Origin of the sequence: Acinetobacter sp. ANC 4204 (genome assembly GCF_002135205.1) — a bacterium.
Taxonomy (GTDB): Bacteria; Pseudomonadota; Gammaproteobacteria; order Pseudomonadales; family Moraxellaceae; genus Acinetobacter.
In genome coordinates, this window is record NZ_NEFZ01000004.1 from 298,815 (window position 1) to 322,314 (window position 23,500).

Sequence of the window (23,500 nt, forward strand, 5' to 3'; positions counted from 1 at the left end):
TTATATAACATTGAAGACATTACCATGATTCGTAAAAATCCAACTGGTCATCTCCCTGTCATTGACCAATCCGCTTATATTGATCAGACCGCAATTGTTTGTGGAAAAGTCATTATTGAAGCGAACGTATTTGTCGGTCCTTATGCGGTGATCCGTGCAGATGAAGTGGATGAAAATGGCGACATGCAACCCATCATCATTGGTGAAAATTCAAATATTCAAGATGGTGTTGTCATTCATTCAAAAGCAGGTGCACAAGTCACGATTGGAAAAAACTCATCCATCGCCCATCGTTCGATTATTCATGGTCCATGTGTGGTTGGTAACCGCGTATTTGTCGGCTTTAACAGTGTCTTATTCAACTGTAAAGTCGGTGATCATAGTGCCATCCGTCATAATGCAGTTGTCGATGGTCGCGATTTACCTGAATCATTTTATGTCCCTGCGATGAGCTATATCAATGCCCGAACCGACTTAAGCATGTACCCACCGATCGATATTTCTATCAGTGAATTTTCTGAAAGTGTGGTGAGCACCAATATTGAGTTAGTACAAGGTTATAAGGCATTACAAAATGAATTTTAGACAACTCCCAAATCTCATCATACGTAATGCGAATATAGTTAATGAGGGCCAGCAACAAATCGGTGATGTCCTTATTCAGCAAGGCCGTATTCGTAAAATACAATCTAATATAACGGGTATCCACAATGCCAAGAGCATCGAGGCTGATGGCACATGGTTACTCCCAGGCATGATTGATGATCAAGTCCACTTCCGCGACCCAGGCTCACCACAAAAAGGGAGTTTTGCCTCAGAATCTTTGGCAGCTGCGATAGGTGGAATTACCAGCTTTATGGATATGCCGAATACCAATCCTGCTACATTGGACTTAACTGCACTACACGATAAAAAAGCAATTGCAGCTCAACATAGCATAGCCAATTACGCATTTCACTTTGGGGTAAGTGCACAAAATTTAGATATTGTTGAAGCGCTTGATCCTAAGTTGGTTAGCGGCGTGAAAGTTTTTATGGGAGCATCAACGGGTAATATGTTGGTTGATGATCCAAAAATTTTAGAGCGCTTATTTGCAAATGTGCCCACTATTTTATTAACACATTGCGAGTCCACGCCACGGATCAAACAACTGCAAGAGTTTTATCGTGATCAATATGGCGAAGATATTCCAGCAAACTTACATCCTAAAATTAGGGATAAACAAGCCTGTTTTGAAAGCTCTCGATTAGCCGTATCACTCGCTGAGGAATTTGGTACACAGCTACATGTGTTGCATCTGACGACAGCAAAAGAGCTTTGCTTATTTAAAAATTTACCATTGGATAAAAAACATATTACTGCTGAAGTATGTATACATCACTTAACTTTTGATGAGTCTGATTATGCAGATTTAGGACATTTAATTAAATGTAATCCAGCAATAAAAACTGCCAGTGACAAGCATACCCTCATTGAAGCCGTCGCCAATAGTGAGCGTTTAGATATTATTGGCACAGACCATGCACCGCATAATTGGCAAGAAAAACAGCAAACTTATTTTAAAGCCCCTTCAGGATTACCGCTAGTTCAGCATGCCTTACCCGCATTATTAGAATTAGTGGCAGATCAAAAACTATCAATTGAAACGCTGGTAAGAAAAACTTCTCATCAAGTTGCCGATTTATTCCGTATTAAAGATCGAGGCTATATCCGCGAAGGCTATTGGGCTGATTTAGTCCTCATCCGCGAAAATCAAAAAAAACAATCAGTAGCTGAACAGACTAATTTTATGCGTTGTGGCTGGACACCTTTCCAAGAGAAAACGTTCCGCTATCTGGTGGATACAACCATCATTTCTGGTCAACTCGCATGGCACCAACAGCAACCTTATCTTAACTGTCAGGGTCAAGCCTTAGAAATTGACCGCTAATCTGCAATAACCCAACCTGTATCTAGACGACTCTACATGAATATCCAGCTTAATTTCCTTGGTTCAACACAGCATCTTCAACTTGAGCAACCAATGTCGATTTTTGAAACCTTGTCCCGTTTCAAAATTCAAGGCTATAAAAAAGCTTTTCTCGCCAAAATTGATGCTCATTTCGTTGATTTGCATCATGTCATCCAACATGACTGTCACATCGAACTTTTCAGTCTGAACGATGACAATAATTTAAATCTACTACGACACTCCTATGCTTATTTATTAGCACAGGCTGTCCATCAGTTATACCCTGCTGCTCAACCTGTAGAATATCAAATTACCAATCAAGGTATTTATTATGATTTCGCCGATACGCCGCATTTTAATCAGGATGATTTACAACACATTGAACTGAAAATGCATGAGTGGGTACAACAACATTTAGATATTCGCACTGGAAAGATTACAGCCGATCAAGCCGCTGATTTTTTTAAACAGCAAGATTTAGATTTTAAGTATCAATACTTAAAAAATACGAGTAACTCAAGCGACTTATTTTTCCATCAAAATAATGATTTCTCAGACGTTTACTTAAATCCACTTGTTCCAAATACTGAATTTTTAGAATGTTTTAAAGTGACTCATGTTTCTGGTGCATATTGGCAAGGCGACGCTACACAACCGATGTTACAGCGGATTTATGTCACATGTTGGGCTGACCAAAAACAATTAAAAAAACATTTAAAGCAAGTTGAAGAAGCCGCAAAACGAGATCATCGTAAATTAGCACAACAACTTGATTTACTACATTTTGATGATAAAGCCCCAGGTGCGGTGTTCTGGCATTCCAAAGGCTGGAAGTTATTTCAATTATTAATAGATTATTTACGCAAGCAACAAGATGATGTGGGTTATATTGAAGTTAATACTCCCGATGTCATGGATCGTGAACTTTGGGAAATTTCGGGACATTGGCAAAACTATCAGCAGCATATGTTTACCACAGTCACTGAAGATCAGCGAAGTTATGCGCTTAAGCCTATGAGTTGTCCTGGCGCAGTTTGTCTATATGCACATGAATTAAGAAGTTATCGAGACTTACCCTTACGCATGGCAGAATTTGGTAAAGTTCATCGCTACGAGCCATCTGGCTCTTTACATGGATTAATGCGTGTTCGTCATTTTACCCAAGACGATGCACATATTTTTTGTACTGATAACCAGCTTTTATCTGAATGTAAAGATACTATTGCCCTCATTTATAAAATTTATGAGCAATTTGGCTTCAATGAAATTTCGCTTAAATTATCTACAAGGCCTAATCATCGTTTCGGCACGGAAGAAATCTGGGATTTCTTAGAAAATACACTAAAACAATCTCTCGAACAGCTTAATATTCCTTATAGCTTAAATATCGGTGAAGGTGCATTTTATGGTCCTAAACTTGAATTTACGTTAAAAGATGCCATTGGTCGTGAATGGCAATGCGGAACAATTCAGGTTGATTTAAATTTACCAGAACGTTTTGATATTCATTACATTGATGAAAATAATGAAAAACAACGGCCTGTAATGTTACACCGTGCTTTATTTGGATCTCTTGAGCGCTTTATTGGTATTTTAATTGAACACTATATAGGACATTTCCCATTTTGGCTTGCACCAGTTCAAATCGTAATTTTACCGATTACAGATGCACAACATGATTATGCCAAACAAGTTCAAGAATCACTTAAACAATATGGCTTTAGAGCAACATTAGATTTAAGTCAATCAAAATTGAACTATAAAATCCGTGAACATACACTAAAAAAAATACCTTATCTGATCATTGTTGGGGAGCAAGAAAAGCAACAATCATCTGTTCGAATACGTGCACAAAATGGGCAAGATCTAGGCGATGTTCAATACTACGAAATACATAGTTTTTTCACTTCATTATATTCTGCAACAAGCTGTAAAGAGGTTTTGAACTAATGAAAAATGGTTTGAATACTTGATGCTATGATAGCTAAAACCTATAACATCAAATACATTGTAACTTTTAGTATAAACAATACTATTCGGATTATTTAGACTAGGGTCTGTTGACATTTCATAAAGGCTTTGTTGCACAAAGCTATTCTTGAAGGCTTCTTCAGCAATATAATTTCCAGATGAAGAAGCCTGCACATAAAATCTACCGTACAACCAATTGGTCCTCGTATAATCAAGCTTTAATCAAGCGAGGGAATATTTCAATCTGGTTTGATCCTAAGACCCAATGGTATGCACAACCACAAGGCAAGCACGGACGAAATCAAACTTATTCCGATACAGCGATTCAATGCTGTTTAATGATCAAATCTCTATTCCGTCTTTCTTTACGTATGGTCACTGGCTTTGCTCAAAGCCTGATTAAACTCAGTGGCTTAAATTGGACAGCCCCGAATATCAGTGATATTCGTACTCCACCCTCTGTAGACGACAAAAGCATATTGATATTGCGATAAGCTATCAGAAAAGTCGTGATGGGTTACACCTACTCGTCGACGCTACGGGTTTAAAATTTTTAGGTGAAGGTGAATGGAAGCGTAAGAAACATCAGCCTGAATACCGTCGGCAATGGCGTAAACTGCATATTGCTATAGATGCTGAAACACTGCAAATACGTGCCGTTCAGCTTACGACAAATAATGTCAGTGATTCACAAGTACTAGGTGATTTAGTGGATCAAATCCCACTAGATGAGCGAATAGATTCTGTCTATACCGATGGGGCGTACGACACGAAGTGCTGCAGACAATTGATTTCAGATCGTCAAGCACATGCCATAATTCCTCCAAGAAAAAATGCAAGGCCATGGAAAGATAAGAAATTGGGATCTTTAGAGAGAAATGAATTATTGAAAACAGTCAAACATCTAGGAAGAATGCTTTGGAAAAAATGGTCGGGCTATCACCGTCGCAGTTTGGTGGAAACCAAGATGCATTGCATCAAATTATTAGGAGATAAGCTGACGGCAAGACATTTTCAAAGTCAGGTCAATGAAATTCATGCGCGTGTGGCAGTTCTGAATAGATTTACGGAATTAGGTAGACCTCACACCCAAGTTGTCACTTAAATTTGAATGGATTGGGGAAAACTCAGCTTTTGAATGTTTATGCAACAAAGCCGTTGTCCACTCATAAGGTTCGCTCCTATGCAAAAAGATGGACTGCTCCCAGTATCCTAGACATCGAAGTAGCCTCATTTTGAAGCTGCCTCTGCGTCAAATGAGGTCATAAAGCCATCTTCATCAACTAAGTAAGCTTTATCACAAAGAGTTAAAATTGGAAGATCACTTAAACTATCAGAGTAGCCATGGCTAAAATTTAGAACAGAGTTAAATCGATTATTTAACATCGTCTTTTTATTTTTATAAATGCACCTTTCATCTAAATAGAAGGAACCAAAATTTCTACGTGTGATTGAGCCAATTACCTCAAGGTTAGTTGTATTGAAAAAACTAGGATAAATCTGCTTGATGAATTCTACTGGTGTGCCACTAATAAAAATAACTTGATCACCATTCGCTTTGTGAAACTCTAATTGTTGAAGCACACTATCAAAAGGTGTCATGTTTAGAGAGAATGATTTGCAAAATTTCTCAGTAAGGGTGTCTAACTGCGATTCTGAAATGCCTAGAAAAAGGAAAAATAAGATAAAATTTAACTCGAACTTACCCTTTGTATTAACACGATAAATAAGAAATGAGATAAAAATAATCGGAAGAAATATAACAAAATTGAGTAATCTTTCTTTAATTGAAAACTTGATGAACTCTAAAAAAATACCTTCCTTGTGTAAAGTTCCATCAATATCAAAAAAAACATAATCCATTAATTATTTCCTAAATAAAAATTTGATAGCTCGAACACTTTAACTAAAGAGAGATAGAGAGCTTTTAGATTGCCTCTTTGCTGATCGTAAACTCGCAAGCCATCTAATACTCTGTAATAGGAATACTTAGAAAAGTTTGAACGTGATAACTCCTTTGGAACATAGGTACAACTATTCTCAATGATAGGGTCTGAAATTACCTTAAAGCCCATTAATGTATATACATCGACTATATTGTCAATGGCTGAGATAGGATACAGTCGATATTCCGAATAGCCGAAAAAAGCGAAGCCTTGGAAGGATACAAAAGTTCATTCGCTAGAGTGAAATGAATTACTTCGTACTGTTAAACGTTTAGGCAGGACACTATGGAAAAAATGGTCATGCTATCATCGACGCAGTTTGGTCGAAACCAAGATGCACTGCATCAAATTATTAGGCGATAAATTAATGGCAAGAAGCTTTTCTAGTCAGGTGAATGAAATTCATGCTCGTGTAGCGATCTTAAATAAATTTACAGAAATAGGCCGATCTCATACCCAAGTTGCCTCTTAAATTTTAGTAACTTAGGACAGCTCTGCTTTTAAAGGCATTATGCAACAAAGCCTGAACGTATTCAAAATGCTAATTAACCAGAATCCTGTTTAAGCCAATGATTCCATAAATTGAATTGTTGGCTTATTTGGATGGGTTAATTGATAGGCACATAAAGAGGCATAAATACCAGCTAAATAGCCTTCAACACTTCTAGCGTTACTTGTTACCAAATTATATTTCCCTTTGAGCAAACTAAATAACGTTTCTATTTTGTTGCGCTGCTTTAGGTAATATTCATCTTCTTTTGACAATTGAACTGCCTGCATGTTTCTACGATGATATGTAATTAAATCAATATCTTGTTCTTTAAGCCTAGCTTTCAGTTCATGACTAATATAGCCACGATCAGCATAAAGCTTTGCTTTTAATCCTTCTACCAACTGTTTAACCATTTTGATGTCTGCTGTATGTCCATTAGATAAAACTGAGTTCACAATCTCACCTGATTGATTCATCAGTAAATGTAGCTTACAACCAAAGAACCATCCCATTGAGCTTTTACCACGCATTGCAATTGATGATATGGATTTATGTCGCTGAATACGCTGATTTTTACAGACTGACAAAGTAGTTGAATCAATCCATAAATACGAACTTTGATGAACTTTCATCACAGCGAAATGCAAGGCATGTAAAGCGAGTTGATGTGTATTCACTAAATGAATCATGCGCTGATAACAGGGTAAACTTTTAAATAAATGGCTTTTGTCTTGTTTCAATGATGAGAAGAATACTTTGAAGTTATTGAAATGAGAACATTTATACCAAATCGCAATGAAGATGATTTCTGAAATATTCAGTTGAGCGGTTCGAATTCTTAGACAATGGTGACATTCTTTAAGAAATTTCCAGTAAGTCGCTTCAAATTTTAAGAAGAAATCATCAATTACACAAAATAATTCTGTACTATCGAACATAAGGACTAGAGTTGTGGGTTTGGTGTGGTAACTCAACTGATAGCTCGAGTTCTTTTCTTTTTCAAGCCTATTTCTTATCCATGATTCGGGTTAATTACAAAAATTTGAATTTAAAATGGAAAGACCCTAGAATTATTACTCACAGTGCTCTTCCCATATTTGCGATAAACTTAGGGCGTGTCATCAATTAAGCCATATCATGATTGAGGCAAGGTAGATCGCTGACAGGAAGTTCTGAGCCAATTTATCATAGCGCTTAGCAATACCTCGGTACTGCATGAGCTTGGCGAAGAAGTTCTCGATCAGATGTCTTGCCTTATAAAGATGTTGGTCATAATCACGCTGATCAATCGCGTTACCTTTGGACGGCATCACGATCTGACCATTGATCTTATGGATTGGATCAATCACCCTATTCTTGGAATTGTACTTTATCCATGAGCCAAGTCTGACTTAACGATAAATCCAGCAGCACGTCAGCACCATTTAAGTCATGAGCCTGCCTGGCGGTGACATAAAATCCTGTTGGGTTGCCTAAAGCATCAGTACGGGCATGAATTTTGGTACTTAAGCCACCTTTACTGCGTCCGATTGCCTGATCTTTTTTTTCCGGCACTGTGTTGATGAGCGAGCACAATGGTTGAGTCCAGCATGGCATATTCATGATCACTTTCATGTGATAGCACTTCAAAAACTTTCTGCCATATGCCTGCTTTAGCCCAACGGCTAAAGCGAGTGTGCACGACTCTAAAATCACCAAAGCGTTCTGGTAAGTCTCGCCACGGAATACCTGAACGATACCGATACAATACTGCTTCAACAAATAATCGGTTTTCTTTGGCGGTTACTCCAACAGTACTTGCCCGTCCGGGTAACAGATCCTTTATCTGTTCCCATTGATCGTCTCTTAATGCATAGCGTTTAGTCATGAAAGAATAATGAGGACAGGTGAAATTTTCTCAAGCTAATTTATGATAGGCCCTAGTTCATCCCTTATTTATAAAAATTTAAGCGACGTTTTGGTTCATTTTTATCTCTTCCAACGCTTTTACCAATTTGGTTAAATTCTGGTCTGGATCCAGCCACCAGTCAACTGTCCACACAGATAAAACCTGCCAGCCTAATCCATTTAATACCGTTGCTCTAAGCTGATCACGGTCTCTTGCTGTAGCTGCTTTGGCATAATTTTCCCCATCTACTAAGATACCTGCAATATAGCTATCTGCATTCAAGTCATCTTTAATGGCTAAATCCACACAACTATCACCCTGACCTATTCCAAGGTTCACACTCCAACCTTGTTCTTGCAGCTTATTTTTCAGGTACTCTACAAGTTCTTTTTTAGTCTGCTGTTTACTTTGATCTGTATAATTTAAATGCAGCTGGCCACTACGAGCAAAAATCAAGAAGTCTTTTAGATCCCTTACGCCTTCACTATTGGTACGAGCCAAATTAATTTCTTCTGGACTCAAGGCAGAAAAAACGTGTAAACCTTGACGAGCACGAGTAATGGCGACATTTAGACGACGCTGCCCACCTTGACGGTTAAGCGCACCAAAATTCATTGATAAACGACCATCCTGATCTTTCGCATAAGTAATTGAGAAAACGATGATATCCCGTTCATCTCCTTGTACATTTTCAAGGTTCTTCACGAATAATTGCTCGATACCAGATTTACTCAACATCTCCAACTCAGGATGAGCTGCTAGTTCATTGTCTAACATGTCCTCAATCAGCTTTTGCTGGGTCATGTTGAATGTTACAACCCCCAAGGTCAGGGGATTATCTTGTCCTAACTGAGATTGCAAATGCTGAATAATAAACTCAACTATAGCCTTGGCTTCACTAGCATTAGTACGTGTATCGCCTTTATCATAAACACCATCAACTACATGCAGTTTTACAGCAGTATCCTTGGCTATAGGTGCAGGAAAAGTAAATAAACTACCTTTATAATATTTCTGATTACTAAACTGAATGAGACTTTCATAACGACTGCGATAATGCCAGTTCAATGCCAATTCAGGTAATTGAGCTGCAAGGCATTCATCTAGAATACTCTCCAGATCTTCGGTCACCTCCTCATCAACTTCCTCTTCAGCATCACCTTTACCAAAGAAACTGGTTGGTGGCATTTGTTTATTGTCACCAACCACGATTGACTGTTTGCCTCTCGCCAATGCACCTATCGCATCCCATACAGGAATTTGTGATGCTTCATCGAAAATTACTACATCAAATTTTGCTTCAGTATCCAGATATTGAGCAACTGATAATGGACTCATTAATAAGCATGGCTTTAACCCTACTAATACGTCAGGAATCTGACGCATTAATTCACGTACAGGAATATGACGACGCTTCTTGCCAAGCTCTTTGTTTAGAACAGTCCATTGTGCCTTATGTTGATTCTGTTCAGAAAAAATATCATTCCAACGGTGAATAATTTCTCGACTTGCAGCAAACTGATGCTCCTTATCCTGCTGGGTAAAAGATTGTATTTTCTGTTCATGTTGCTGGCTGTTGAATTGGTTTAACTCTGGATGCTGGCTAAATTGATGTGTAATCCAGTGTCTTGCCAAATTAATATTCAGACGTTTTAGGGCAGCATCTCGCTCTAATGGAGCATTTAAAAGTTCAAATGCTAATGGTTTCAGTCCATTTTTGATTAACTGGCTTTTAACTGTCTGCCAGTTTAACCAATGTCGCCAAGCTGAGACATATTGCTGCAACTGCTGTTGTCTATCTAAAATTTCATTAAAAGTTATATCTTTATATTGCATGATTTGAGTATCATTTTGTAGCGTATGGTCATTCAGCAATTGACTGAATGTACTCTCCACCTCGGCAATATTTTGTGTCAATTCCTCTAAACTATGATTTTTACTAAACTCCACGGCTTGGAGTAATGTTGCTTGATCAGTGATTTTTGATTCAACGACCTGTTTGATTTCTTGCCACTGAATATGCATATTTTCAAAACTTTGCCATGCACTCTCTTCACCCTGCCAATAAGAACCAAGCTTATCCGCTAAATGATTTTCACACTCAGCAAATTGTCTTTGTTGACTTTGGATATGTTGTAAGATTGGCAAATCATGAGTAACGGCCAAAGATGTAGGGCGTTGAGTTGAATTTTGATAAGTTTTGATCAAGTTTCTCAACTGGAACTTGGTAAACCAAGAGAATGGAAAAATTTTGGATTCTGCTTCACGCCACTTTAAGGCTATTTGATTTAAATCTGCTTGATAAACTTGCAATTGGTATTGTGCAATTAACTTGGAACGCTGCTGTTTTAGATCGTGAGCTAACTGTTTTGCCTGAGTAAGGGATCTTAAATCTATATTTTTAATAATAGCTAATAGTTTTAAATCTGTTTGCTGAACAAGATCGGATATTGTCTCAAAAATGGTGGCATCGTGTTTAATCTCACTTAGTTTTTGCTTTTCACTAAACCCAAAAGCTTGTTGCCAAGCAGAAATGGACTTTTGCAGTTGCTGTATCTGCTTTGCAAGCTGCTCCTGTAATATTTGATATTGTTCCTGCCATGCCAAGCTCCAAATTGGCTCAGACAAGCCCTCTGCAAAACCATCTAATACATCTTTAGTATTTTCATTCAGGAGCTGACGTAAACTTACGGCTTGAGTAACAGTCTCATTCAGAAGCTCACGATTTTCTGTTGTCAGTGTCGCAATATCAATATCAGGGAAACGTAAAAGTGGTGTATCCCGATAACGAAGTTCATCACTCATTGCCATATACAAACTCCAACCAATCATATGTGAGGTATGGAGATTTTTTACATGCAAATTCAGTTCATCACGAGTCTGAATTAATCTGTCTGAGAGTTTCTGCCATTCTGTTATCTTGGATTGAGTACTTAAAAAGTAAGGATCATTGTTTTTCTGTGCCCTTTCTCGCAGTTGATCCAACACTTCCATTTTCTGGGCTTTAGAGGAATGTAACTGTAAGCACAATTCACTCAAGCCAATCTGTGTCAGACGACGGTAAACAACTTCAAGAGCAGCCATTTTTTCAGAAACAAATAATACAGATTTACCATCTGCCAAGCACTGCGAGATCATATTGGTAATGGTCTGAGACTTACCTGTACCTGGAGGACCTGATAGTACAAAAGTACGCCCCAATGCTGCTGACATAACCGCAGCTAACTGCGAGGAATCAGAGGATAAAGGCGTGAATAATTGTTCTGGTTTATAGTCTTGATCGAGTTGAGCGGGCTGTGGAAATTCATCCTGTTTAATAAATGGTTCTCGTGGAGATTCAATAAGATGATTCACAACAGCTTGATTTTTGAGCTGATCCATACGTGATGAAAGATCAAGCCACATTAAATATTTTGAAAACGAGAACTGACCAATGGCAGCCTCAGCCTTTACTTCCCATCCTGGGATATTCACGATAGCCTTACGTACAATATGTAGGATCTGATTGACATCAACTCCGGAATCATCTGTAGGTAATGGATTTAAGCCCGTAATATCAAGCTCAAAATCCTGCCTTAATAACTGTAATAATGTTGAGTTAAAACGTGGTTCATCATCATATATAAATAGTCGATAACCTGTTTTAGCAGTCTCACGGGTGATCTGCACAGGAATAAGCAATAGAGGAGCTTTGAAGGTGCGTTTCGAACGCTCTGATTCTTTCCACTCCAGAAATCCAATCGCAAGAAATAGTGTATTCGCTCCGCCCTCTTCCAAAGCAGTACGTGAGGCACGGTAGACTTCGATAAGGCGCTTTTCTAACAAGGGTGTATCGAGTGGACTAAACAATAATTTTCTGAACAGGCTCTCATCAACGTATTGATTAATATGCTGGCTTTCATTGTCACGCTGAACATCTTTTAGCGAGATACTATCAACACCCTTGAATAAGAAGCCCTCTTGATTTGCCAACGCATCCTCAAGTTTACCCAGTGTTAGCTCAGAACACTGTAGTGGAATGCTGTAACGATTGTCTTTAAAGTTTAAGAGCTTGTTACGGAGACTTAGATCTAGTAAACGACGCAACCATCGGTCAACCCGTGTAGCTTTACTTTCAAGGGGGCGTTCAACATCATAAACAGGAATAGATGCGGGCGCCCAGTCAATCTCTTTTTCGTCCAGATGGTTTTTCTTTTCCTGATGTGCGGAGATCGGTTTAATGCCACGTAAGCGAGACTGGCGAACATCAATCGCAATATAAAACTTATTCTGTCGGGATTCATCCTTAATGTATTGTTTTGCTGTTTCAAGCGCTGAAGCAAACTTCGCCTGTTGTGTGAGCAGCGTTGTTTCTATAAAAACAATCTCACCCAGATCATAACGTTTTCTTAATGCCTGAATATCATCAATGATTAAGTCAACATTCGGCGTCTCATTCAACCAGACACCGAGATAGGCATGCCCCTCTTCAATAATGATTAAGGTATCCAAGCCAATTTGTTCAGCCAAAGCACTTAACAGCATTGTTGTATCTAAACAGCACGCCAATTTTTCTTCAAAAATCTGTTTTGCTAAACGTACCCGTTGTCCTGATTTTACAAAACTTGCTGGACTCACAATGTAATGAATATTTTGTAATAATAAGGACTCCCATAGTGCATTCAACTGAGACAAGACAGAATCTCGATCTCGGTCTAGATATCCACTTAATGCACCCTGCTGTTTCATTTTTAAAATTTCACTGGCCTTAACCAAAATTGGGCTGAGTGCTGAAGCATTAGGTTGTGAAAAACTCGCCAACAATTCTATGGGTTGGCATTCTCCACCCCATGTATTAACAGTTAATAAATCAATTTCTACCTGTTGTTCTGCCAGCACTTCATCTCTTTCAGTCAACCAAACTACTTCAATGCTTCCTTTAATATTTTCAGGTAACTCTTGCAATTGTTTTGTATCAAACACTAATTTTGGCTTATCAAGAGCTAAAATTTGATTAGCCTCTAAATTTGCAATATAAATCGTATGTTCCTTAAAGCATTCTGGATTAGAACGGATCAGTATCCGGGAATCAGAAATTATTTCAGTGGAAGATATTAGGATTTGTCGAATCAGGGGAACTGAATTTTGCTGCAAAACAAAATTCAAAGCTGAAGCACAATCAACATGTAGTGAATATTCAGAATGAGGCTGTTGTTTATTTTCAACTTCTAACATTATTTTCCCCTTCTCAATTTTATTGAATCTAATAAAAGTTATGTTTGAAGAACAAAAATACATGATTAAGTGATTTATGTCTTATTTAAAAAATCTAACTTTAAGTCACAATTAACTTCATCCCAAAATTTAGTATCCTAACTATGTTGGTGGTCTTTATGAATTTTCAAAATCACTCATCAGCTTTTTGATCCATTTCGGCAAATCCGCTGAAAGTAACTTTTCATAATCTTCAGGTGATAACTCATTTTTGATCGCTTTGATGATCTTATAATTTACGATATTAGGTCCTAAATAGTACAACGCCGAGATCGCCATACCGACTCTTTGACCTGCGTATTGGAGCAGTCGTTGATCACGCGTGTGTCTTAGTACCACATCCCCCCCAGCCAGTTTGAATCGCCTTGAACGACCACTTGTATGTAAGACATGATATAGCGGCACTTGGGTGCTTAGTCCTAAACGATTGGCACAATAGCCACCACTATGTTGAAACGTTTCACCCGTTAATCGAGTTATCGCAGCCAATACATCGTAGAGATCAGGAGGTAAAGCCCTTGGGGGATTAAAAAGTTTTGAGAATTTAACTTTATAGTAAATGTTAGGCACAACCCGACTGACCTCCCCCTGATCCAAATAGGGAGATAAAAAGCTTAAAAGCTGCTGCTTGGAAAGCGTGACACTGAAATCTTGAATAGAAAACACTGAGCCTGCTGCTAAGTTTTTCAATTCAGCGTCCAATCGTCTTTTAATAGATTCATCCATAAGCCAAACTCATCATTTTGACATCTTTATTTGCGACCAAACTTTTCTAATGCAGCTTCATTAAAATCATCATTAAACATCTGCCTCACCCGATGTTCTCTTTTTAACGTTGCGAGAGTCGCGAAGAAACACGCCTCACATAAAAACAGTTCATAGAGTTCTCCCTCATGCTTCGACCCTTTGCTCCAATATGAGGACAGTACGCCATGGTTCAGTTGCGTGGATACCAGACATACATCACATGAAAAATCTATCACTTGCAATAGCTCTTCATCTTGTTCTAAGTCTTTATATTCTTTGCTTTCCACATTTGCCTCCTCATTTTTTGTTCTCTGTGATTATTTTAGTGCCTGATGCAAAGCAATCAGGATCTCACCCTCTTGGCATTCACTGGGTGGAGGTAAAGTCCGATCCTCTTCACGATAGAAGTCCACACTGGTAAACAGTGCATCTTTGGCCATCTGTAACGCATCCTCGAAATTGTCACCACAAGTCATTGCTTCTGGAATATCACGAAAAGAGACGTTATAAGCTTGCCCTTCTTGTTCGAATTTTGCTGGATAAAACACTGGATTACACACCATGATTGAATTCCTTTAAATACTGATCGAACTATTCATTTCTTGCTGTTAAACCCCTGCCTGAGCAAAGGCTTAGTATGTTCATTGTTTTAATGGCCTTATCTAAAATAATAACCCAGCGTATCGTCTTTTGAGTCTCCCCACCCTGTCCAGATCTGAATGAGTTCTACATAATCCTGATTGATGCTTTTGACCTTGTATAAAAAGCTACGGGGTGGAGAGGTCTCATTGAGGCGTACTTTTTCAATTAAGATAAAGGTCTTGTCATCCAACCATCTGACTCTAAGTGGCATCGGATCCTGACATTGTCCCAGTTCTGCATACATCGCCGCATCTTTCCCATTTTTGGAGAAGGACAAGCCGGCACATTGAACATCAGGGATATCCATCACCAGACGCTTCCCGATCAGGCTTTCTTTGGCGCCCGCACAAGCCCAGCTTGAGAGGCTGAGACAGAGTCCTGCTAAAAATATTTTTTTCATGACGTTACTCTTTCTTTATTGAGTTGAAGCGGCTTAGAACACATCGCCAATAAAGCCACACTGTAATATGTACTGTGACGGATCAATTGGATGCTTCTCCTGAAGAGCGTTGTTCACTAGACTGATCATCAACTTTAAACCAGTAGGTATAATCCTCAACTTTTCCATCCACCAATACATTCTGCACCTGAACGTCATAGATCACGTTGTATTCCATTGCGCTAAAATGGAATTGCAGATTATTGGCCAATAAACCATAGCTGATATTGTCATACTGGATGTTGCTGATCATTTGGATTTGCTGATTGTCCCGTCTCGTCACGACCAGCTTTGCCTGTGAAAAATCCACCGTATTGTTGGCATAGGCATTTTGTGGATTGACTAAAATCGACAGGGATAAAGGTTCAGTTTTTGAAAAGAATTTCTTCGGATACACATGATACGGATAGGCAATCACCCCTTTCGGCATCGTGGTGCTTAAGCTTTGTGATGCATAGGGATAGACCACTTTCATGGCCGCCCCTAAGATGGTCGCTACGCTTTTAGCCTCAGTATTGGAGACCTCGCCATAGGCGGTTTTGCTCAGAAATGGGCTCAAGATATGACGTCGATGGCCAATACTGCTCGAGTTTTTTTCAATCAACCAATTGATCACATGGGTATCTGCACCGTAGCTGACTAAAGGCTGATAGGCTTGAATAAAGTTCAAGTTGGATGTTGAAGTCCCTTGATAGCCAATATCACTAAAACAACGCCACGTTCCATCTGGATAATGTGAAGTCTTTTCATTCACCGCCAGTAACATAGAGGCTTGCATCATCTGGTCTTCATAAGCCTGGTCATAGCGAACTTTCGGCAGATGGTGTAAGGCACGAATCTCATTCAATGTATTGATAAACAGTTGCCGCTCCGCCTCACTGGGTCTTCCTGCCTGACAGGCATTCAGATCTTTATGTTCCTCTGCTTGCGCCTCGATGACATCCACCACCATTATGCTATTCAGAGGCAGAATCTGTGATGTTCCCGCCTGTGTCAGTTTTAAACTACATTTGCCCACATCAAGGACTTTTAACTCGCCTTGTGCAAAGTCACAAATATTCGGACTTTCACTGCTAAAACGAATAGTCAGATCTTGATCCGTCTTCCGATTGAACTGATAGGTCTGACCTTTGAGAAAGCGATGGATCTGTAAGGGTTCAAAGCGTTGTGCTGTCTTGTTTTTACAAACTCCTTCTTGCAGATATTGCGTTTCAGAACACGTCACAGGTTGAGGTGATGTACCGCCATTGTTTGAATCCTCTGCTCCACCAGCACCTCCACTAGAACTTGAACCACCACCGCCACATCCGATCATCGCCATACTGATGGCCAGCATCAAGGTGTTGGCTCTAATGGATGGCGTCCACTTTTTTGAATGTTTCATCATTTTATTCGCCCTCTTATGCTTAGTTTTTATTGGTAATGATCAGCCGATAGCAGTTGGCGGATTTCGCTGGCCATTTTAGGGCTACGCCAAGGAAACAACACTTTGAGGCAGTAATGCGGTTTGAATGGGTCGCGTGTTCCAATATTGACTTGGTATTCTCTTTTGACTGGGCTGCGATGTTCGTGATGGCGAATATGCGTTCCTGTCATCGGATTGCTGGTGACTGTGCTGGAATAAGACACTTTGTCTTCAACTAAGTTGAAGTGGCCAACCGAAGTAATATAGTCAAATGGGTATTTCACTAAGCGTTGTTCTGGTTCATCAAACAGAATGATGGTTTTATGCTGACTGTTAATCCAGACTCCACGATTGTGATAATTAAACTGTTCACCTTGGCGCGTCAGTTGCTCCGTCATACCTGCAAAGTAAGTATTTCCATATGTATAGAAGTAATAAGTGATCACAAACCACAACAGCCAGATGCCAAAGAATAGATAGCCAAACCAGCCAAAGGAAAACACTTTAGCAATAATTAAAAAGATGACGATCGGCACCACGATGCACTTTACAAAGACTTTGGATTTTGGTGGGCGATTTTCGATTGGAATGATTTTTGGTTGAGTGAATTCAGACATCATTGTTCCCCGCATGTTCAATGCAATTGACAATCACCAGGGGATATAAAAATAAGTATTTTTTTATAGGCGTGATTGAGCCATCCACCTTAGAGATTGTTCGTATAAAAATGTTTTTTAATACCGCTTAAAAATTAAAAGCAGTGCGGTATGCCCTGTTGAATGACACAACAAGGTTGAGTGGGTGCGGCGACACAATATAGAAAAGATGGGTACAGCATGAGAAGCTCCTAGATGTAATAGAAGTTCTACCAAATTACTGCTAAATAATGGTGGCAGAACGAAAAGGGGTTAGCAGACTGATCATCTAGGAATCAGCACACCCGAAAGTGTCCCCCTTCCGTCCTACCATAGAAAAAAAGGGGGGACGTGAAGATTCCCACATTCAGTTTATATCCAAAAATATAAACCTCATGTGCTAGATGAATCGGTCTGCTAAAACCGACTGGCAATGTAGGCCAGCGAGCTCATATTAGATTTATCCAGCGCTTTAGTCAATTTCGCGATACGATAAAATTCACATGATAGGCTTGAATGAGTTCAGTTAAGTTGTTGATTTCGTCCATAAGCTCAAATTAAAACCATCGATGGGCTCATTTTGATGCTATGGATCAGTCTAAAATGAACTGTTCTTCTTTAATAAAATAAATGAATAAAATGATTGAATAGATCTTCACCAAACATTCATTTTTTTAAGTGGATCTGAAGCAAAGCCCTGCTGGATCAAACGACATACTACTGTTCATCATAGGTAAACCCAGCCGTCAGACTTCCCCAATAACTAAAGCTTAATCAACGAATTAATGAAATGTTGCGTTTTGTAAAAATAATCAAATACAGCATTGACAGTTCAAGGGATACGCAGATAAGCTTATAAGACACAGCAAAATCTGTGTTCAGGCGTGAGAACCTGATACAATCTAGGTGCAAATTAATGTCGCACTCGCGGCTATTTTTTTGTCTACTGTTTAGCAGTCGTTATGGCAGCTTGATAGGGCAACCGTAAGGTTGGCTGATCCTAGATTCAGTATTCTCACCCCTGTCTCGCTGCCACCATTACCGTGAGAAGTAATGCTGGTAAGTATTCAAAACTTATCTAGGACCACTGCTATGAACGCTACTTTTCATGGTGCATACACTTGCACATCTAAAAAACAAGCCTCTCAACTGATTGTTGAACTCGCCAAAAGCATTTCAAATCCCCAGCGTCAAACTTTAACCCATCTTTATCAAGCACTCGATACTGCAGACTCCTTGCTGACCGAGCTTGAGCATGCGCATCAGATTATTCGTCAATGCATGCGCCAGATGAATGATGAACAAATCGCTGAAGTCGCAAAACTCAATCAAAATAATCATACCCCTTCGCTCTGGGCATTCCGTACCCATCAACGTCAAAACCTGATTGAACGTGCTGAGCGTCTTTTGGGAGCACGTTATGTCCAAGCATAATCAGCATATTCTGCTGGCTCCCTCGGACTACCCTTTAATTGCTTCGCCTACGCTTGCAAAAGCGTATGGCGTCGCAGCCGCGACTTTCTTACAAAAGCTGCATTACTGCTTAGAAAATAGTGATGCTCAAGTCCACAAAGGAAAAAAGTATTGGTTTCATAGCTATGAACAATGGCAACAAACCCTCGGGATTTATAGTCTCTCAACCATTAAACGGATCGTCGCTAAATTAAAACAGGCGGAGATTTTAGTGATTAAAAAGCTCTCCAAAAACAAATGGCTTCAAACCAATTTTTATTCGATTAACTATAAAAAGTTAAAGCAACTGATCCAGCCGAATACTAAAACCCAAGCTCAAGCGCAATCGTCGGTGCAAAGGACAAATACAACTGGTACAAAGCCTGCAAGAAGTACAAATGCAGTTAAAGACACTCAAGCTGATACACTAACGCTGTCAATTCAACAGGCGTTTCACACTCTCAAAGCTCAGACAGATACACCCACGCAGTCATTAAAATCAGCGAAAATTTCCGCACAGCCAAACCTTGTAATCTCAGAATATACGATAGCACAAGGATTGAGTCAGCCACTCTCTCCTATTGCCACACATGAAGTTTTGAAAAATATGAACCCTGATTATCGTCATTTTTATCAAGCACTGTTGCAGCAGCGCGTTGATATTCATTATGCCGATCAGCGCATTCAGCATTTACTCAAACAGCAGAAACACGTGATTCGACATATTGCTTATCTTAAACAGCATTTTTCTGGCCAAGATCGCTACAAGTGGTATGCACTTGAGCAATTGCAAATCGACAGCTATTTAATCAAGTAAGCAAGTTCATCTTATCCAGATTGAACTTGCTTATTAGAAACGATCCTTACACTGAGAATCAAAATAAATCAAAAGTCGAAATCATTAGATTTTGGCTTCTGAGCAATCTCATTATTTTCATATTGATACTGATTTTTTCTGGACAATTCAAGCTGATACTCAACTTGATGCAATTCATATAAATTCGCTTCTCGAATCTCTTTAACTGTTTTTCTAACTATTTGAATTTTTTCTTGAATATCAGGATCTTTACTATGTAAATAATGGCGAGGTATTTGCGGAATATCTTTTAAATTTGTCCCATGTTTTTTATTATAATCTTCATTCGATAAACATGAGACCTTATTTTCAACTTGTAGTTTCACACCATAAATTTCAATTTCTTTAACGGGTGCATATTGTTCTAAATATTCATTTAGGACATTTTCTGTGATTTTTCGATAATGATTAATTTGATGACGACCGAGCCCAAGTACATCTGCGGTTAGTTTCTTGGCACCGCCACGCTCAGGATTCTTTGGACAGTGTCTTTGAAAATACAGTTCTGGTGTTCGTTCAATTCCATCATAAATACTTCGCTCTGAATATAATAAATGTAGGTGTGGTTGTTCATAACGCCCATCGAGGGTTGACACATGATTATGAATTGCAAAGCTGTAGGGCATCTGATATTGACCGCAGAACTCATGTATCAGTTGATTTGATAACTCTATGCGCTGCATATAATTGAGTTCTTTCGGCAAAGCCACGGTAATATGTGTAGATGTTCGCCCATTCATACTTTCATATTGATCCGCTGCATTCCAAAATACTTCGGGGCTATCAGCTGCCCATGTTGGCATATTGGCTGATGCTGTATATTCAAGCTCTTCAATATCTTGTTTATGCGTTGAGAAATATAATGTTCGCGTAATGTAGTAATAACCCAACTCTGAAGAATGTCTAAATTTGTCTTTACGCAAATTTTTATGCTGAATTTTTAGTTCTTTGACATTATGACGTAAATCAAAATAATACATATATACATCCGAATTCAAATAAATAAAATGGATCATATAAAATTATTCAAAAATTTTATTCGTTTGATGCAGAAAATGAAAAATAATGCGATTTTTTTATAAAAAATATATCAACGACATAAATTTACGCACTTTTAACGTGTAACACCGATCAAACTTTAATCATTCAAACATGTAACAGCCAAAATTTTAACGTGTAACACCGCACAAAATTTAAGCAAAAAAACATGTAACAGCCCCCATTTTTAACGTGTAACAGACGTTTGTGTGATTTTTAGCCATTTCAAATAAATTTTCGAATATTTAACAAATAATATCGTTTAAATACAATCACTTAAAAACTAAAAGTGCTCCGCAGGACGAGAAGTAGTGTTCATTAAAATTTTCTGAAAGAAAATTTTAATGAACACGGAGACGAGATAAAAATCTTTTTTTTGCATTCGCAAAAAATGATTTTTATCGCTCATCACTAACAGTCCAAACTAACAGCAAACTAAAAGTGACTAGCAGGGAGCAGAAAAAAAAGCAGAACTTTTTTTGAATATTTAAACTTTTCTCAATTTTTAAAATTGACATGTGATATACATTTTTTATTTTTTTAGTGAGAAAATATCACGATGGCTCGTACAGCTTTAACAACACAAGATCACATTATTGAAATATTAAATTTTGCAAGAGAAAGAGCTGCATTCGAAAGATCACATTATGATGTCATTCAATTAATCGAACGCAAAGATTCAGAATACTTTAATCAAAAAGAAAAGCAATTAATTAGAAAAACATATTTATATACAAAAATAAGAAAGACGTATGATAATAAGATTCTTTTTATATCTAAAAAAGATCCAAACTCGATCACAAAAATAGAAAGAGATATTTTAGATTATAGTTATTTCGGAGAAGATATTCCTCCTGTGCTTGAGCATTATTTTTTAGCTGAGAAAATGTTAGATAATTATATGTCAAAATTACCAGATAATATGAAAATAAAAATTCATCAAAATATCTTAGACACGGAGGATTCTTTAGAAAAGCAAAAAAATACTAAAAAGCGAAATAGAGAGAATCATAAAAAGTTTTTCCTCGGTGGGACATTACTGTCGCTACTTAAATTAAACGATGTTGATGATGATCAACTTAATCTATTATTTAAGATCATAAAACTTTATCTAATGCAGGATTACTTCAATAAAGAAGCTTTCTCTGACATCGAAATAAATGAGTTTAATATCTCTGACATTGGTAGAGAATTTAACAACAAAAAGAATGCAACTTTACTCAACTTAAACAATCCTTTCAAAATCTATGATGAGTAAATAATTAAAAAACTAAAAGAAAAAGCAGTATGCGTTAATAGCCGACCTTTTTTCAAGGTCGGCTAAGTCGTGTGCGTTTCTAAAAATTCAATTCTCTTATTTTATAATAATATTTTTTAATAAATCACTTTACAAAACAGAATTACACATTTCACAAAACCCCATCTAAATAAACTTAAGATTATTTTACTGATATAATAAATTAAAAAATAAACCTTTTTTTTGTTTTTTCAAACTTTTCTCATCTTTTTTTTAAATATTTTGATAATGTGCATTTTAAGTTTTTTATTCTGGTGTTCTTGCGAAGTGATCATATAGCTGACCCTCTGTGATCATTTCCTAAGAACACCAGTTTCAATAGGATAATAAAATGGGCATGAATAAATATATCGTTATCGTCGAGGCGGAACATCCTCCGCAAGTCTTCCTACATGATACTATTCCAAATGTAGGCAAGGTTTTGGAACTTAAAGCAGAGGAATTGCCAAATCGAGTTACAGCTGCATGGCTAGCGCAGCGTTTTAACCTTTCTCGTAAAACCATTATTGAAAAGATTGGTGCTTTTAATAAAGGTGACGATAATAAGCATCTATATGATCCCAGGGAGGTAATGCCCATCTTAGAAAATTTCAACGTGATAGCTTCAAAACGTGGAGCACGGCGTAAAAATTAAAAAAATGGGGGCTTAGTGCTCTCTATCTTCTTGGTAAATCTTTGATGAGCTTTATAAATTCGTCCGCATATTTCTCAGCTTGATCTTTTTGTTCAATCACAGTTATATTTTCATTACTAAATGATGCTTTCACAGTCCAATTAAAAGAACCCGTAATAACTTTCTTGAAATCAATAACACAAAATTTATGATGCATTAAATTATTGAAATTGCCATTTTTAGGTGAGATTTTATAGTATTCGATCTCAGATTTTTCAAAGCGTATTCCCTTGCTTTCAGTCAAACTATCATCATTCACTATAATTCTTATGTTAACCCCTTTTTGATGTTGCCTATAAAGTGCCTCAGCTATCGGCTTAGAAGTAATCCATGCAACCGCAACCCATACAGAATACTTACTAGTTTTGATATGTTCTATTATTTCTTTCTCTATTTTTTCAAAAACAGGCTTGAGCTGTAAATCCTCTTGAATAGATTTTCCACCAATTTTATAGATTTCACTCTCAGTTTTATAAAGCAACAAACCATCATGTTTCAGTATTTTATTGAGTTCACATGCAATCTCATCAGGATTTTGGGTTTGGCGATCATCAACCAAAATCTCGATCAAGGAAATTAATTTAAAAGTTCCATTTATCTCAGCGAGCTTTTTATTTGTGAAGTCCCTTCTACTACCAAATTCCCCTTTTTTATTCAACTCTCAATAATCATCACTGAAGCCCAAGTAATTAAATAGTTTTACAATATCAGGGCCAGATCTCCTCTCTGAAGAAAATTTGCGCAAAATTACTGTTGTTAATTCATTTAATGATAAATCAGAAATCTGCATAATAAAAAGCCCCATTCAATGGGG

Annotated in this window: 18 protein-coding genes and 3 pseudogenes; 9 read left to right on the forward strand and 12 right to left on the reverse strand. The window is 37.9% G+C overall.

Translation table 11 applies throughout. The features are described 5' to 3' along the window. Nucleotides 1–24: 24 nt before the first annotated feature. The 4 genes and pseudogenes from B9T36_RS10690 (at nt 25) to B9T36_RS10705 (ending at nt 5,027) form a co-directional block, all read left to right on the forward strand. Nucleotides 25–585: a carbonate dehydratase gene (locus B9T36_RS10690; protein ID WP_086209461.1), complete on the forward strand. Its 561-nt coding sequence runs from the start codon at nt 25–27 to the stop codon at nt 583–585. Beyond that, nucleotides 575–1,930, forward strand: coding sequence for a dihydroorotase (locus B9T36_RS10695; protein WP_086209462.1), 1,356 nt, complete (start codon nt 575–577; stop codon nt 1,928–1,930). The genes B9T36_RS10690 and B9T36_RS10695 overlap by 11 nt, the downstream gene beginning before the upstream one ends. Before the next feature lie 36 nt (nt 1,931–1,966). Further along, nucleotides 1,967–3,901 (forward strand): threonine--tRNA ligase, encoded by a 1,935-nt coding sequence (thrS, locus tag B9T36_RS10700; RefSeq protein WP_086209463.1) that lies wholly within the window; start codon nt 1,967–1,969, stop codon nt 3,899–3,901. Nucleotides 3,902–4,080: 179 nt separating this feature from the next. Then, a pseudogene (locus B9T36_RS10705) lies at nt 4,081–5,027 on the forward strand (IS5 family transposase). Nucleotides 5,028–5,152: 125 nt separating this feature from the next. Here the strand turns inward: B9T36_RS10705 and B9T36_RS10710 are convergent. Then, complete coding sequence (locus tag B9T36_RS10710; protein ID WP_086209464.1) at nt 5,153–5,785, reverse strand: haloacid dehalogenase-like hydrolase; 633 nt, start codon at nt 5,783–5,785, stop codon at nt 5,153–5,155. A 279-nt stretch (nt 5,786–6,064) separates the two neighbouring features. Between B9T36_RS10710 and B9T36_RS10715 the strand changes: the two are divergent. Further along, a pseudogene (locus B9T36_RS10715) lies at nt 6,065–6,340 on the forward strand (IS5/IS1182 family transposase); the annotation flags it as partial. A gap of 89 nt (nt 6,341–6,429) precedes the next feature. On the opposite strand, the gene B9T36_RS10720 reads toward B9T36_RS10715, so the two are convergent. The 9 genes and pseudogenes from B9T36_RS10720 to B9T36_RS10760 all read right to left on the reverse strand — a co-directional run bounded on the left by B9T36_RS10720 (nt 6,430) and on the right by B9T36_RS10760 (nt 17,352). After that, nucleotides 6,430–7,299 carry an IS982 family transposase gene (locus tag B9T36_RS10720; RefSeq protein WP_139841362.1) on the reverse strand — a complete coding sequence of 290 codons (870 nt, stop codon included), beginning with the start codon at nt 7,297–7,299 and terminating at the stop codon, nt 6,430–6,432. A 183-nt stretch (nt 7,300–7,482) separates the two neighbouring features. Continuing rightward, nucleotides 7,483–8,228: pseudogene (locus tag B9T36_RS10725) on the reverse strand (IS5 family transposase). A 78-nt stretch (nt 8,229–8,306) separates the two neighbouring features. Then, nucleotides 8,307–13,463 carry a DUF4011 domain-containing protein gene (locus tag B9T36_RS10730; protein WP_086209466.1) on the reverse strand — a complete coding sequence of 1,719 codons (5,157 nt, stop codon included), beginning with the start codon at nt 13,461–13,463 and terminating at the stop codon, nt 8,307–8,309. A gap of 156 nt (nt 13,464–13,619) precedes the next feature. Beyond that, nucleotides 13,620–14,228, reverse strand: a complete 609-nt coding sequence (locus B9T36_RS10735; protein ID WP_086209467.1) for a DUF6088 family protein — start codon at nt 14,226–14,228, stop codon at nt 13,620–13,622. A 26-nt stretch (nt 14,229–14,254) separates the two neighbouring features. Further along, the gene (locus tag B9T36_RS10740) at nt 14,255–14,536 is read right to left on the reverse strand and encodes a hypothetical protein (protein ID WP_086209468.1); all 282 of its coding nucleotides are present in this window, start codon (nt 14,534–14,536) and stop codon (nt 14,255–14,257) included. A gap of 30 nt (nt 14,537–14,566) precedes the next feature. Beyond that, nucleotides 14,567–14,812, reverse strand: a complete 246-nt coding sequence (locus B9T36_RS10745; RefSeq protein WP_086209469.1) for a type II toxin-antitoxin system HicB family antitoxin — start codon at nt 14,810–14,812, stop codon at nt 14,567–14,569. Nucleotides 14,813–14,907: 95 nt separating this feature from the next. Next, entirely contained in the window at nt 14,908–15,291 is a 384-nt protein-coding gene (locus tag B9T36_RS10750) for a hypothetical protein (RefSeq protein WP_086209470.1), read from the reverse strand. An 82-nt stretch (nt 15,292–15,373) separates the two neighbouring features. Continuing rightward, nucleotides 15,374–16,717, reverse strand: a complete 1,344-nt coding sequence (locus B9T36_RS10755; protein WP_086209471.1) for a CAP domain-containing protein — start codon at nt 16,715–16,717, stop codon at nt 15,374–15,376. 26 nt (nt 16,718–16,743) lie between these two features. Further along, nucleotides 16,744–17,352, reverse strand: a complete 609-nt coding sequence (locus B9T36_RS10760; RefSeq protein ID WP_086209602.1) for a hypothetical protein — start codon at nt 17,350–17,352, stop codon at nt 16,744–16,746. Between the two features lie 1,110 nt (nt 17,353–18,462). On the opposite strand from B9T36_RS10760, the gene B9T36_RS10765 reads away from it, so the two are divergent. Continuing rightward, on the forward strand, nt 18,463–18,804 hold the full coding sequence (locus B9T36_RS10765; protein ID WP_086209472.1) for a hypothetical protein: 342 nt from the start codon (nt 18,463–18,465) through the stop codon (nt 18,802–18,804). Further along, a complete protein-coding gene (locus B9T36_RS10770; RefSeq protein WP_086209473.1) occupies nt 18,791–19,639 on the forward strand; it encodes a hypothetical protein in 849 nt (282 codons plus the stop codon). The genes B9T36_RS10765 and B9T36_RS10770 overlap by 14 nt, the downstream gene beginning before the upstream one ends. A gap of 68 nt (nt 19,640–19,707) precedes the next feature. Here the strand turns inward: B9T36_RS10770 and B9T36_RS10775 are convergent, their stop codons facing one another. Further along, nucleotides 19,708–20,658: a MobA/MobL family protein gene (locus tag B9T36_RS10775; RefSeq protein ID WP_086209474.1), complete on the reverse strand. Its 951-nt coding sequence runs from the start codon at nt 20,656–20,658 to the stop codon at nt 19,708–19,710. Nucleotides 20,659–21,275: 617 nt separating this feature from the next. Here B9T36_RS10775 and B9T36_RS10780 point away from each other — a divergent pair. After that, the gene (locus B9T36_RS10780) at nt 21,276–21,974 is read left to right on the forward strand and encodes a hypothetical protein (RefSeq protein ID WP_086209475.1); all 699 of its coding nucleotides are present in this window, start codon (nt 21,276–21,278) and stop codon (nt 21,972–21,974) included. Nucleotides 21,975–22,350: 376 nt separating this feature from the next. After that, the gene (locus tag B9T36_RS10785; protein ID WP_086209603.1) at nt 22,351–22,647 is read left to right on the forward strand and encodes a hypothetical protein; all 297 of its coding nucleotides are present in this window, start codon (nt 22,351–22,353) and stop codon (nt 22,645–22,647) included. Between the two features lie 22 nt (nt 22,648–22,669). Here B9T36_RS10785 and B9T36_RS10790 read toward each other — a convergent pair whose 3' ends face one another. Continuing rightward, nucleotides 22,670–23,344 carry a phospholipase D-like domain-containing protein gene (locus tag B9T36_RS10790; protein WP_228146998.1) on the reverse strand — a complete coding sequence of 225 codons (675 nt, stop codon included), beginning with the start codon at nt 23,342–23,344 and terminating at the stop codon, nt 22,670–22,672. Nucleotides 23,345–23,500: the final 156 nt, after the last annotated feature.

What these genes read in the sequence shown, in the direction of transcription:
- B9T36_RS10690 (WP_086209461.1), top strand. Translation starts at nt 25, where the DNA reads ATGATTCGTAAAAATCCAACTGGTCATCTCCCTGTCATTGACCAATCC.
- B9T36_RS10695 (WP_086209462.1), top strand. Translation starts at nt 575, where the DNA reads ATGAATTTTAGACAACTCCCAAATCTCATCATACGTAATGCGAATATA.
- thrS (WP_086209463.1), top strand. Translation starts at nt 1,967, where the DNA reads ATGAATATCCAGCTTAATTTCCTTGGTTCAACACAGCATCTTCAACTT.
- B9T36_RS10710 (WP_086209464.1), bottom strand. Translation starts at nt 5,785, where the DNA reads ATGGATTATGTTTTTTTTGATATTGATGGAACTTTACACAAGGAAGGT.
- B9T36_RS10720 (WP_139841362.1), bottom strand. Translation starts at nt 7,299, where the DNA reads ATGTTCGATAGTACAGAATTATTTTGTGTAATTGATGATTTCTTCTTA.
- B9T36_RS10730 (WP_086209466.1), bottom strand. Translation starts at nt 13,463, where the DNA reads ATGTTAGAAGTTGAAAATAAACAACAGCCTCATTCTGAATATTCACTA.
- B9T36_RS10735 (WP_086209467.1), bottom strand. Translation starts at nt 14,228, where the DNA reads ATGGATGAATCTATTAAAAGACGATTGGACGCTGAATTGAAAAACTTA.
- B9T36_RS10745 (WP_086209469.1), bottom strand. Translation starts at nt 14,812, where the DNA reads ATGGTGTGTAATCCAGTGTTTTATCCAGCAAAATTCGAACAAGAAGGG.
- B9T36_RS10750 (WP_086209470.1), bottom strand. Translation starts at nt 15,291, where the DNA reads ATGAAAAAAATATTTTTAGCAGGACTCTGTCTCAGCCTCTCAAGCTGG.
- B9T36_RS10755 (WP_086209471.1), bottom strand. Translation starts at nt 16,717, where the DNA reads ATGATGAAACATTCAAAAAAGTGGACGCCATCCATTAGAGCCAACACC.
- B9T36_RS10760 (WP_086209602.1), bottom strand. Translation starts at nt 17,352, where the DNA reads ATGTCTGAATTCACTCAACCAAAAATCATTCCAATCGAAAATCGCCCA.
- B9T36_RS10765 (WP_086209472.1), top strand. Translation starts at nt 18,463, where the DNA reads ATGAACGCTACTTTTCATGGTGCATACACTTGCACATCTAAAAAACAA.
- B9T36_RS10770 (WP_086209473.1), top strand. Translation starts at nt 18,791, where the DNA reads ATGTCCAAGCATAATCAGCATATTCTGCTGGCTCCCTCGGACTACCCT.
- B9T36_RS10775 (WP_086209474.1), bottom strand. Translation starts at nt 20,658, where the DNA reads ATGTATTATTTTGATTTACGTCATAATGTCAAAGAACTAAAAATTCAG.
- B9T36_RS10780 (WP_086209475.1), top strand. Translation starts at nt 21,276, where the DNA reads ATGGCTCGTACAGCTTTAACAACACAAGATCACATTATTGAAATATTA.
- B9T36_RS10785 (WP_086209603.1), top strand. Translation starts at nt 22,351, where the DNA reads ATGAATAAATATATCGTTATCGTCGAGGCGGAACATCCTCCGCAAGTC.